Annotated in this window: 9 protein-coding genes; 8 read left to right on the plus strand and 1 reads right to left on the minus strand. The window is 60.7% G+C overall.

Annotated features, from left to right (window positions below; genetic code table 11):
- Positions 1-181 precede the first annotated feature (181 nt).
- From CRO59_RS20090 to CRO59_RS20125, 8 genes are all read left to right on the plus strand, one after another.
- A complete protein-coding gene (locus CRO59_RS20090; RefSeq protein ID WP_097089453.1) occupies positions 182-1,480 on the plus strand; it encodes an MFS transporter in 1,299 nt (432 codons plus the stop codon).
- A gap of 233 nt (positions 1,481-1,713) precedes the next feature.
- Positions 1,714-2,715, plus strand: coding sequence for a phosphate ABC transporter substrate-binding protein PstS (locus tag CRO59_RS20095; protein ID WP_011336616.1), 1,002 nt, complete (start codon positions 1,714-1,716; stop codon positions 2,713-2,715).
- A gap of 483 nt (positions 2,716-3,198) precedes the next feature.
- Positions 3,199-5,232: an ABC transporter permease subunit gene (locus CRO59_RS20100; RefSeq protein WP_171061889.1), complete on the plus strand. Its 2,034-nt coding sequence runs from the start codon at positions 3,199-3,201 to the stop codon at positions 5,230-5,232.
- A 15-nt stretch (positions 5,233-5,247) separates the two neighbouring features.
- On the plus strand, positions 5,248-6,918 hold the full coding sequence (gene pstA / locus CRO59_RS20105; RefSeq protein ID WP_007962288.1) for a phosphate ABC transporter permease PstA: 1,671 nt from the start codon (positions 5,248-5,250) through the stop codon (positions 6,916-6,918).
- A 161-nt stretch (positions 6,919-7,079) separates the two neighbouring features.
- A complete protein-coding gene (pstB, locus tag CRO59_RS20110; protein ID WP_097089455.1) occupies positions 7,080-7,913 on the plus strand; it encodes a phosphate ABC transporter ATP-binding protein PstB in 834 nt (277 codons plus the stop codon).
- Between the two features lie 70 nt (positions 7,914-7,983).
- A complete protein-coding gene (phoU, locus tag CRO59_RS20115; RefSeq protein ID WP_003229617.1) occupies positions 7,984-8,745 on the plus strand; it encodes a phosphate signaling complex protein PhoU in 762 nt (253 codons plus the stop codon).
- A 180-nt stretch (positions 8,746-8,925) separates the two neighbouring features.
- A complete protein-coding gene (locus tag CRO59_RS20120; protein WP_027610371.1) occupies positions 8,926-9,885 on the plus strand; it encodes a response regulator in 960 nt (319 codons plus the stop codon).
- A gap of 210 nt (positions 9,886-10,095) precedes the next feature.
- Positions 10,096-10,992, plus strand: coding sequence for a M23 family metallopeptidase (locus CRO59_RS20125; RefSeq protein ID WP_096795413.1), 897 nt, complete (start codon positions 10,096-10,098; stop codon positions 10,990-10,992).
- A 114-nt stretch (positions 10,993-11,106) separates the two neighbouring features.
- Here CRO59_RS20125 and CRO59_RS20130 read toward each other — a convergent pair whose 3' ends face one another.
- A complete protein-coding gene (locus CRO59_RS20130) occupies positions 11,107-12,447 on the minus strand; it encodes a hemolysin family protein (protein WP_003229612.1) in 1,341 nt (446 codons plus the stop codon).
- Between the last annotated feature and the right edge of the window lie 48 nt (positions 12,448-12,495).

The raw sequence follows: 12,495 nt of genomic DNA on the forward strand, positions 1-12,495 counted from the left end.
CGGAGCAAGGTTGCGAGTATATCGGTCGGTAGACTCCGCGACGACCATCGGGTTCTGATTTTGACCGGCAAATACGCGCCTCTATGTGCTTTTTCGAACAATTTGCTATGGTGCCGAACCTGCCCAAGCCACAGCCAGCGTTGTTGTGGCGGTAGATCCGCCTATAAGAGAAGCCCTTGCCATGACCACAGCGCCTTCGAGCCTCGCGCAGCCCGAGCAACCTGCACGCCCCCTGACCCGCAATGACTACAAGACTTTGTCGCTATCGGCCCTGGGCGGTGCGCTGGAGTTTTATGACTTCATCATCTTCGTGTTCTTCGCCACCGTGGTCGGCAAGCTGTTCTTCCCGGCCGACATGCCCGAATGGCTGCGCCTGATGCAGACCTTCGGCATTTTCGCCGCCGGTTACCTTGCGCGGCCACTGGGCGGCATCGTCATGGCGCACTTCGGCGACCTGCTGGGGCGCAAGAAGATGTTCACCCTGAGCATTTTCATGATGGCCGTGCCGACCCTGATCATGGGCCTGCTGCCGACCTACGCGCAGATCGGTATGTGGGCGCCGATCCTGCTGTTACTGATGCGAGTGATTCAGGGCGCGGCGATTGGCGGGGAAGTGCCGGGGGCGTGGGTCTTCGTTTCCGAACACGTGCCGCAAAAGCACATCGGCTACGCCTGCGGGACGCTGACCAGCGGTTTGACCGCCGGCATCTTGCTCGGCTCGCTGGTCGCCACGGCAATCAACAGCATTTATACACCGGGGGAAGTCGCGGATTACGCCTGGCGGATTCCGTTCCTGCTCGGCGGCGTATTCGGCCTGTTCTCGGTCTATCTGCGCCGCTGGCTGCACGAAACTCCGGTGTTCGCCGAGCTGCAACTGCGCAAGGCGCTGGCCGAAGAAGTACCGCTGCGTGCGGTGCTGCGTGACCATCGCGGGGCGATTGCGGTCTCGATGCTACTGACCTGGCTGCTGTCCGCCGGGATTGTCGTGGTGATCCTGATGACCCCGACCGTGCTGCAGACGGTCTATCACTTCTCAGCGACAGTGGCGCTGCAATCCAACAGCCTGGCGATCGTGTTCCTCAGCGTCGGTTGCATCATCTCCGGTGCCCTGGCCGACCGCTTCGGCGCCGGCCGGGTGTTTGTCTTCGGTTGCCTGGGCTTGCTGATCAGCTCCTGGACCTTCTATCACAGCCTCGCCGATCACCCGAACTGGCTGTTCCCGCTGTATGCGTTGACCGGTCTGCTGGTTGGCACCATCGGTGCGGTGCCATACGTGATGGTCAAGGCATTCCCGCCGGTGGTGCGCTTCAGCGGATTGTCGTTCTCGTACAACGTGGCGTACGCGATCTTCGGTGGCCTGACGCCGATGGTGGTCAGCCTGCTGCTTAAAGAGAGTGCGATGGGCCCGGCCTACTATGTGGCGGTGCTGTGCACGATGGGGATTCTGGTGGGGGCGTGGCTCTGGAAGAAGGGGCGCTGATCCCGAATTTCCTCCAGTAGTACCGGCCCCTTCGCGAGCAAGCCCGCTCCCACATTTGGAATGCATTTCAACTGTGGGAGCGAGCCTGCTCGCGAATGAGGGCGACTCGAATCATTCAGTAAAACCCGGATGCTGGCCTTTCATCCAATTGTCATATTTCAGCCATAGAGTGTTCACACGGCCTGCTGATACTTGGCCCCGACTTAACACACCCTATCTGCTAGGAGTAAGGCATGAAACTGAAGCGTTTGATGGCGGCAATGACTTTTGTCGCTGCTGGCGTTGCGACTGCCAACGCGGTTGCCGCTGTTGACCCTGCTATCCCGAGCTACACCAAAACCACTGGTGTGTCGGGCAACCTGTCCAGCGTCGGCTCCGATACCCTGGCTAACCTCATGACCCTGTGGGCTGAGAACTACAAGAAAGAATACCCGAACGTAAACATCCAGATTCAGGCCGCTGGCTCCGCCACCGCGCCACCTGCGCTGACTGAAGGCACCTCCAACCTCGGCCCGATGAGCCGCAAGATGAAGGACACCGAACTGGCGGCCTTCGAACAGAAATACGGCTACAAGCCAACCGCTATCCCGGTGGCCGTGGACGCCCTGGCGGTGTTCGTGCACAAGGACAACCCGATCCAGCACCTGACCATGGAACAGGTTGACGCGATCTTCTCGTCCACCCGTCTGTGCGGCGCCAAAGCCGACGTGAAAACCTGGGGCGACCTGGGTGTGACCGGCGACCTGGCCAACAAGCCAGTGCAACTGTTCGGTCGTAACTCGGTATCCGGCACCTACGGCTACTTCAAGGAAGAAGCCCTGTGCAAAGGCGACTACAAACCTAACGTCAACGAACAACCAGGCTCGGCGTCGGTTGTGCAGTCGATCAGCTCCTCGCTGAACGGCATCGGTTACTCGGGCATCGGCTACAAGACTGCCAGCGTGAAGACCGTTGCTCTGTCGAAGAAAGGCAGCACTGACTTCATCGAAGACACCGAAGAAAACGCCCTGAACGGCAAGTACCCGCTGTCGCGCTTCCTCTACGTTTACGTGAACAAGGCCCCGAACAAGCCTCTGGCCCCGCTGGAAGCCGAGTTCGTGAAACTGGTTCTGTCCAAACAGGGCCAGGAAGTTGTGGTGAAAGACGGCTACATCCCACTGCCGGCCAAGGTTGCTGCAAAAGCACTGGCTGACCTGGGTCTGCAGGAAGGCGGCGCTGAAGTCGCAAAAAAGTAACAAACTGAGTCCGTAGTAAATACCCTTCGGACTCCACTGTGGGAGCGGGCTTGCTCGCGAAGAGGCCTTCAGATTCGGCATCTTCGTTGACTGAATAAGCGCTTTCGCGAGCAAGCCCGCTCCCACAGAATCTTCGAATTCTCTGATCCTCCTCCAGTACCCGCTGGCGGTGGATTTGCTGCGTCACTGCACTGTCATCTTTCTGTCATACAGGATCGCTAGGGTGAGCGCATGAATGATCTGGCCAATTCCCCAATGACTACGACTTCCCCTCCCAAGCGCATTGATTTCAATACGCCTGAGCTGCAACGCAAGCGCCGCATTCGCGCGCTCAAGGATCGCTTCACCCGCTGGTACGTCCTCGTTGGCGGTCTGGCGGTGCTGGCAGCCATCACCCTGATCTTCTTCTTCCTCGCCTACGTCGTTGCACCGTTGTTCCAGGGTGCCAGCCTGACCGCGAAAGATGCCATTACCCCAGCCTGGATGCAGGACGCCGGCAAGCCGCTGATGATTTCGCTCGAAGAGCAGAATCAGGTGGCGATGCGCGTTTCCGACAAGGGCCAGGCGCTGTTCTTCGACATCGACAGTGGCGCCGAATTGAAGCGCGTCGATCTGCCGGTGCCTGCCGGCGCCAGCGTAACTTCCATTGGCGAAGACCAGCCAGGTCATCCGCTGGTCGCCGTGGGTCTGTCCAACGGCCAGGCGCTGGTGTTCCGTCACACCTATAAGGTCAGCTACCCCGATGGCAAGAAAACCATCACTCCGGCCATCGAATACCCGTATGGCGAAGCGCCGATCGCGGTGAACGAGGGCGGCGGGGCACTGGAGCACGTCAGCCTCAACGCCACCGATTCGACGCTGATGCTGGTCGGCTCGACCGGTTCGCAACTCAATGTGCTGGCGCTGACCAGCGAAGAAAACATGATGACCGGTGAAGTCACCAACGAGCAGAAGCGTATCGAGCTGCCGCAGATGACCGAGCCGGTGAAGAACATCTTCGTCGACCCGCGCCAGCAATGGCTGTACGTGGTCAACGGGCGTGCCCAGGCCGACGTGTTCAGCTTGCGCGACAAGAGCCTCAACGGTCGCTATAAACTGCTGGAAAACGCTGACGCCGAAGTCACCGCGAGCACGCAACTGGTGGGCGGCATCTCGCTGATCATTGGTGATTCCAAGGGTGGTCTGGCCCAGTGGTTCATGGCTCGCGATACCGACGGCGAGCTGCGCCTGAAGCAGATCCGCACCTTCCAGATGGGCACCACGCCGATTGTTGAAATTACCGCCGAAGAGCGTCGCAAGGGTTTCGTGGCCCTCGATGCCAGCGGCAAGCTCGGCGTGTTCCACAGCACCGCGCACCGCACCCTGCTGGTCGAGCCGGTTGCCGAAGGTCAGGGCCTGTTCGGCCTGTCGCCACGCGCCAACCGGGTGATCGTCGAGGCCGGCGGCAAGCTGCAACCGCTGCTGCTCGACAACCCGCACCCGGAAGTGTCGTGGAGCGCGTTGTGGAGCAAGGTCTGGTACGAGAACTACGACGAGCCTAAATACGTCTGGCAATCGACGGCGGCCAACACCGATTTCGAACCGAAACTGAGCCTGTCGCCACTGACCTTCGGCACCCTGAAAGCCGCGTTCTACGCGATGTTGCTGGCCGCGCCGCTGGCGGTTGCCGCCGCGATCTACACCGCGTACTTCATGGCCCCGGGCATGCGCCGCAAGGTCAAACCGGTGATCGAACTGATGGAGGCGATGCCGACGGTGATCCTCGGTTTCTTCGCCGGTCTGTTCCTCGCGCCGTATGTGGAAGGACATCTGCCGGGCATCTTCAGCCTGCTGATGCTGTTGCCGATCGGCATTCTGGTCGCCGGCTTCACCTTCAGTCGTCTGCCTGAGTCGATCCGCCTGAAAGTCCCGGACGGCTGGGAAAGTGCGCTGCTGATTCCGGTGATCCTGTTTGTCGGTTGGCTGTCGCTGTACATGAGTCCGTACATGGAGAACTGGTTCTTCGGCGGTGACATGCGCATGTGGATCTCCCACGACCTGGGCATCACCTACGACCAGCGCAACGCTCTGGTAGTCGGTCTGGCGATGGGTTTTGCGGTGATCCCGAACATCTACTCGATTGCCGAAGACGCCGTGTTCAGTGTGCCGCGCGGCCTGACCCTCGGTTCCCTGGCGCTTGGTGCCACGCCGTGGCAGACCATGACCCGCGTGGTGATCCTCACCGCCAGCCCGGGCATCTTCTCCGCACTGATGATCGGCATGGGCCGTGCGGTCGGCGAAACCATGATTGTGCTGATGGCCACGGGTAATACCCCGGTCATGGAAATGAACCTGTTCGAAGGCCTGCGCACCCTGGCCGCCAACGTCGCGGTGGAAATGCCCGAGTCGGAAGTCGGCGGCAGCCACTACCGCGTGCTGTTCCTCTCGGCGCTGGTGCTGCTGTTGTTCACCTTCGTCATGAACACCCTGGCAGAACTGATTCGTCAGCGTCTGCGCAAGAAATACTCGTCGCTTTAAGAAAGGTAGAAGTCTGTGAAACAGAACTCCCTGAATGGATGGTTCAAGAGCGGCGCCCCAGGCGTCTGGATCAGCGGTGGCGCGGTGTCCATCGCGGTCATCATGACCATTGGCCTGCTGGCGGTGATTGCCGTGCGCGGTCTGGGTCACTTCTGGCCGGCGGACCTGATCCATGCCAGCTACGACGTACCTGGCCAGGCCAATCATCTGGTCATCGGCGAAGTGGTACAGAAAGAAGAGGTGCCGCGTGCACGCCTGAAAAGCGCCGGCCTGCCGGTGCCTGATCAGGGCCCGGAATTCATGACCCGCGAGCTGATCAAGGTCGGCAACCGTGACCTGAACGGCAACGACTTCACTTGGGTGGTCGGCGAATGGCTGACCAAGCAGACCACGCCGCCGGAACTGATGGCGATCGAGCGTCGCGAGTGGGGCAACTTCTACGGCTACCTGGTCAACGTCAAACAGGACGGCAAGGTGATCGCCGAAGGCGAAGCGGCCTGGCCTGAGCTGCAAGCGCGGATCAACCGTGTGAACGGCCTTGCTGCACAACTCAAGTCGCTGGAAAAGACCGACATCGGTGCGATCAACGCAGGGCTCGAGCGCATCCGTCTGCACGGGCGCAAACTGGAACTCGACGGCAAGCTCGACGCCACCGCGCAAGCGGACATGGACGCCGAGCGTGCCGAGCTGAACGCGCGTTATCAGGACATCGAAGCGCGTCTGAGCGATCTGCATGCGCAGTTCAACCGCGACGCGCTGACTGCCCGCGATGCCAACGGCAAAGAGATCGAAATCAGCCTGGGCAAAGTGGTTCACGCCTATCAGCCGAATGCCATGGGCACGATGACCAAGATCGGTTTCTACTTCAGCAAGGTCTGGGAATTCCTTTCCGACGACCCGCGTGAAGCGAACACCGAAGGCGGGATCTTCCCGGCGATTTTCGGCACGGTGATGATGACTTTGATCATGGCGATGATCGTCACCCCGTTCGGCGTGCTGGCGGCGGTCTACCTGCGTGAGTACGCCAAGCAGAACGCCCTGACCCGGATCATCCGCATCGCCGTGAACAACCTCGCCGGCGTTCCGGCGATCGTCTACGGCGTATTCGGTCTGGGCTTCTTCGTCTACGTGCTGGGTGGTTCGGTCGACCGTTTGTTCTTCCCCGAAGCACTGCCGGCGCCGACGTTCGGTACTCCGGGTCTGCTCTGGGCCTCGCTGACCCTGGCGCTGCTGGCGGTGCCGGTGGTGATCGTGGCGACCGAGGAAGGTCTGGCGCGTATCCCGCGCACCGTCCGTGAAGGCTCGCTGGCGCTGGGCGCGACCAAGGCGGAAACGCTGTGGAAGATCGTCCTGCCAATGGCCAGCCCGGCAATGATGACCGGGATGATCCTCGCCGTGGCCCGCGCCGCCGGTGAAGTGGCGCCACTGATGCTGGTGGGTGTGGTGAAGCTGGCGCCGTCGCTGCCGGTGGACGGCAACTATCCGTACCTGCACCTGGACCAGAAGATCATGCACCTGGGCTTCCACATCTATGACGTCGGCTTCCAGAGCCCGAACGTCGAAGCGGCACGACCGCTGGTGTACGCCACGGCGCTGCTGCTGGTGCTGGTGATCGCCACGTTGAACCTGTCGGCGGTGTGGATCCGTAACCACCTGCGCGAAAAATACAAAGCTTTGGACAGTTGATATTCCTGTGGGAGCGGGCTTGCTCGCGAAAGCGGTGGGTCAGGCGACATTGATGTCGAGTGTGCCGGCCTCTTCGCGAGCAAGCCCGCTCCCACCCTAGATTGAGTACAGCCGCACCAAGCGGCTAACCGAACCGAATTTGTTAGCACAGGGAGCCTCCCATGCAGCACGAAACACATACCCACGGCATTAACATGTCGGCCCTGGGTCGCGACAAGCAGAGCCTGAGCCTCGAGCAGGAAACCGTGGCCATCGAAGTCCCGGGCCTGAGCCTGTACTACGGCGAGAAGCAGGCGCTGTTCGACGTCAGCATGAACATCCCGAAACAGCGCGTGACGGCCTTCATCGGCCCGTCCGGCTGCGGCAAGTCCACGCTGCTGCGTACTTTCAACCGCATGAACGACCTGGTTGACGGCTGCCGTGTCGAAGGCGCGATCAACCTGTACGGCAACAACATCTACCGCAAGGGTGAAGACGTCGCCGAACTGCGTCGCCGCGTCGGCATGGTGTTCCAGAAGCCCAACCCGTTCCCCAAGACCATCTACGAAAACGTGGTCTACGGTCTGCGCATTCAGGGCATCAACAAGAAGCGCATTCTCGACGAAGCCGTCGAGTGGGCATTGAAAGGCGCGGCACTGTGGGACGAAGTCAAAGACCGTCTGCACGACTCGGCACTCGGCCTGTCCGGTGGTCAGCAGCAGCGTCTGGTAATCGCGCGCACCATCGCCGTTGAACCGGAAGTGTTGCTGCTCGACGAACCGTGCTCGGCCCTCGATCCGATCTCGACCCTGAAAGTCGAAGAGCTGATCTACGAGCTGAAGTCCAAGTTCACCATCGTCATCGTGACCCACAACATGCAGCAGGCCGCGCGGGTTTCCGACTACACGGCGTTCATGTACATGGGCAAACTGGTGGAATTCGGCGACACCGATACCCTGTTCACCAATCCGGCGAAGAAACAGACCGAAGACTACATCACCGGTCGTTATGGCTGACAGTTGCGGTTATTCACAGAATTGACGCTGCGGCCCACCGCACCTTACCGGACGCTCCAAGGACGCCAACATGATTAGTAAAGAAGGCCTTACCCACCACATCTCCGCGCAGTTCAACGCCGAGCTTGAGGAAGTGCGCAGCCACCTCCTGGCCATGGGCGGGCTGGTCGAGAAGCAGGTCAACGACGCGGTCACCGCGCTGATCGAGGCCGATTCCGGTCTGGCCCAGCAGGTGCGCGAGATCGACGATCAGATCAACCAGATGGAACGCAACATCGACGAAGAATGCCTGCGCATTCTTGCCCGTCGTCAGCCGGCGGCGTCCGACCTGCGGCTGATCATCAGCATCTCCAAGTCGGTGATCGATCTGGAGCGCATCGGCGACGAAGCGACCAAGATCGCCCGCCGTGCCATTCAGCTGTGCGAAGAAGGTGAAGCACCGCGCGGTTACGTCGAGGTTCGTCACATCGGCGATCAGGTGCGCAACATGGTTCGCGATGCGCTGGACGCGTTTGCCCGCTTCGATGCCGATCTAGCCTTGTCGGTGGCGCAATACGACAAGGTCATCGACCGCGAATACAAGACCGCCCTGCGCGAGCTGGCGACCTACATGATGGAAGACCCGCGCTCTATCTCGCGGGTTCTGAGCATCATCTGGGTGCTGCGTTCGCTGGAACGCATCGGCGATCATGCGCGCAACATCTCGGAACTGGTGATCTACCTGGTGCGCGGCACCGATGTGCGCCACCTGGGCCTCAAACGCATGAAAGAAGAAGTTGAAGGTACAAGCGGCGAAACCGCTAATGTTCCGGGCAATGCTGACGATAAGTAAGATTGCCTGAGAAAAGCGCCCGGCCCTTTGGCCGGGCGTTTTTGTTTAGGGCGCCTGTATCAGGAAATCGAATTAAAAAGCAGCACCCGCGAACGAAAAGTCCCGGCGTGACTGAAGATTGTTGGCAATGTGCCATCAGTAAAAGCGGTATGCTTGCCGGGATTTTTATAGGGGTGTTGGATGAGCAAGATCAGTGTGTTGGTCGTGGACGATGCTTCGTTCATTCGTGACCTGGTGAAAAAGTGCCTGCGTAATTACTTCCCGGGGATCCGCACCGAGGACGCCGTCAACGGCAAAAAGGCCCAGGCCATGCTGGCCAGGGAAGCGTTTGACCTGGTGCTGTGCGACTGGGAAATGCCGGAAATGTCCGGCCTCGAGCTGCTGACCTGGTGCCGCGAGCAGGACAATCTCAAGACCATGCCGTTCGTCATGGTCACCAGTCGTGGCGATAAAGAGAACGTGGTGCAGGCGATCCAGGCCGGGGTTTCCGGCTACGTCAGCAAGCCGTTCACCAACGAACAACTGCTGACCAAGGTCAAGCAGGCGCTGAACAAGGTTGGCAAGCTCGACACCCTGATGAACAGCGCGCCGACCAAGATGAACTCGGCGTTCGGCAACGATTCCCTGAGCGCATTGACCGGCGGCAAGCCTGCCGTGGTCGGTGCTGCGCCGGCGGCCGCTGCTGCGGTCAATCCGTTCGCCAAGCCAGCGGTTGTCGCGCCAACGCCAGCTGCTGCGCCGTCGCGCGGTTTGCTTAACAGCCCGCCGGTGCAGGCACCGGCTGCCTCGAAAGCGCCAGTCGGTGGTCGTGGCCAGGGCCAGTTGCGCCTGCCAAGTGGCACCCAGCAATGCGTGATCAAGGCCCTGAGCATCAAGGAAGCGCTGCTGGTAGTGAAACGCACCGACACCCTGCCGCAGATCCTCGACAGCGCCGTGCTCGACCTGGAGCAGGGCGACAACGCCGAAATCGCCCGCCTCAACGGCTACCTGCACGCCATCGTTGCCCACGAGCAGAAAGCCGACAGCGACTGGCTGCAACTGACTTTCCGTTTCGTCGACCAGGATGCGCAGAAGCTCGATTACATCTCCCGCCTGATCGCCCGCGGCACGGCGCAAAAGCACTTCGTTCCGGGCGCTTGATCCTCGTCGCCTGACACACCGCCTTCGCGAGCAGGCTCGCTCCCACCCTTGAAATGCATTTCAAATGTGGGAGCGAGCCTGCTCGCGAAGGGGCCATCAAATGCACCACCCATCTCCCGCACCTACCAATTTGAAACATCTGTCGACTAGCCTGGTCTGTCTCAGCTGCTAGGCTCATTTCCAGGCCTTCCTTCGACAGACTCTTTGCCCATGCTCGCGCGCCTGCTGTTTTTCTGTGGTCTTTTCCTGGCCTCCACCTCGACTGTGGCCATGACCATCTACAAATCCACCGATGCCAACGGCGTGGTCTCGTACAGCGACCGGCCGAGCAAAGGCTCACAGGTGTTCGTATTTCAGGACCGCATGGTCGAGCACCTTGAGCGCCAGGTGTATCTCGATATCAAGAAACAGAAGGGCAGCGACGTGGTGTTTGTGCGCAACGATCTGTATGCGCCGGTCGAGATTGCACTGGCGTTTACCGGCCTGAGCAATGTGCGTGGCGCTCCGGCGCAGACGATTCGCCGGGTGCTGCCGGCGCGCAGCAATACGCGGTTGGCGTTGCTGACGGCGATCAGCCGGGGTCAGCCGCTGGTGTATTCGCCGCAATTCCAGTACTCGCTGGGTGATCCCACAGGAGCCGCGCAGAGCTATCGCTATCCGTTGCCGTGGCGGGGCGGGCCGTTCCGTCTCAGTCAGGGTGCCAACGGTCAGTACAGCCACTATGGGCCGAAGAACCGGTATGCGATGGACATCGCCATGCCGGTAGGGACGCCGATCATTGCCGCACGGGCCGGGGTGGTGGTGAAAACCGAAAATTCACAGAGCGGACGCGGCAATGATGCCTCCGGCAATTTCGTCCGGGTGCTGCACGACGACGGCACGATGGGTGTGTACCTGCATCTCAAGCAAGGTTCGGTGAGCGTACGCGAGGGGCAGCGGGTGACGGTTGGCAGCCCGTTGGCGCTGTCCGGCAATACCGGCAACAGCAGCGGCCCGCACCTGCACTTTGTGGTGCAGCGCAATACCGGGCAGGGGCTGGTGTCGATTCCGTATCAGTTCAACCAGCCACTGGGGGCGTTGCCCAACTTTGCGTTGGGCAAACAGTGATGTGTTGTATCTGTTGGCCCCTTCGCGAGCAGGCTCGCTCCCACCCTGGAATGCATTTCAACTGTGGGAGCGAGCCTGCTCGCGAAGGAATCGGCGCGGTGCCCGATCAGCCCATCAATCCAGCATCAACACCTTCGCCAGCACAATCTTCGGCCCTTTCATCTTCTTGATGATGATCCGCAGGCCTTCGACTTCCAGCACTTCTTCCTCTTCCGGCACTCGCTTGAGCGTCTCGTAGACCAGCCCGGCGAGGGTTTCGGCTTCGATGTGATCCAGGTCGATACCGAGCAGGCGTTCAACCTTGAACAGCGGCGTATCACCACGCACCAGCAGCTTGCCCGGCTGATACGCGAGGATCCCGCGCTCGGCCTTGCGGTGTTCGTCCTGGATGTCGCCGACCAGCACTTCCAGCACGTCTTCCATGGTCAGGTAGCCGATGATGTTGCCGTCGGCTTCTTCCACCACGGCGAAGTGCGAGCCGCCCTTGCGGAACTGCTCCAGCAGCTGCGACAGCGGCATGTGCCGCGACACGCGCTCCAGTGGACGGGTCAGTTCAGCCAGGTTGAACGACTCCGGAATGTGGTCCAGCGCCGCCAGCTCCAGCAGCAGGTCCTTGATGTGCAGCAGGCCGACGAACTCCTGACGTTCGCTGTCGTACACCGGATACCGGCTGAACTTGTGGCGACGGAACATCGCGAGGATTTCTTTCAGCGGCGCGTTGAATTCCAGGGTGATCAGGTCTTCGCGGGAGTTGGCCCAGTCGACCACTTCCAGTTCGCCCATTTCCACCGCCGATGCCAGCACGCGCATGCCTTGGTCGCTCGGGTCCTGGCCACGGCTGGAGTGCAGGATCAGTTTCAGTTCTTCGCGGCTGTAATGGTGTTCGTGGTGCGGGCCGGGTTCGCCCTGGCCGGCGATCCGCAGAATCGCGTTGGCGCTGGCATTGAGCAGGTAGATCGCCGGGTACATCGCCCAGTAGAACAGGTACAGCGGCACCGCCGTCCACAGCGACAGCAGCTCCGGTTTGCGGATCGCCCACGACTTGGGCGCCAGCTCACCGACCACGATGTGCAGGTAGGAAATGATGAAGAACGCGGTAAAGAACGAAATGCCTTTGACCACTTCCGGCGACTGCACGCCGACTGCGCTCAGCAGCGGTTCAAGAATGTGCGCGAATGCCGGCTCACCGACCCAGCCCAGACCGAGGGAGGCGAGGGTGATACCGAGCTGACACGCCGAGAGGTACGCATCGAGCTGACTGTGTACGGTGCGCAGGATATGCCCGCGCCAGCCGTTCTTGTCAGCGATGGCCTCGACCCGGGTCGAGCGCAGTTTGACCATGGCGAATTCCGCCGCAACGAAGAAGCCGTTGAGCAAAACCAGGATCAGAGCGAAAAGAATCATGCCGAAATCGGCGAAAATCGTAGCGAGGGACAAGCCAGGGGAAGGGTCCATGATGGAGTTTTGCGGGTTCCGTGTGATTCAAAAGAGAGAAAAGTCGCG

This window comes from Pseudomonas sp. LAMO17WK12:I5 (assembly GCF_900215165.1).
GTDB lineage: Bacteria > Pseudomonadota > Gammaproteobacteria > Pseudomonadales > Pseudomonadaceae > Aquipseudomonas > Aquipseudomonas putida_A.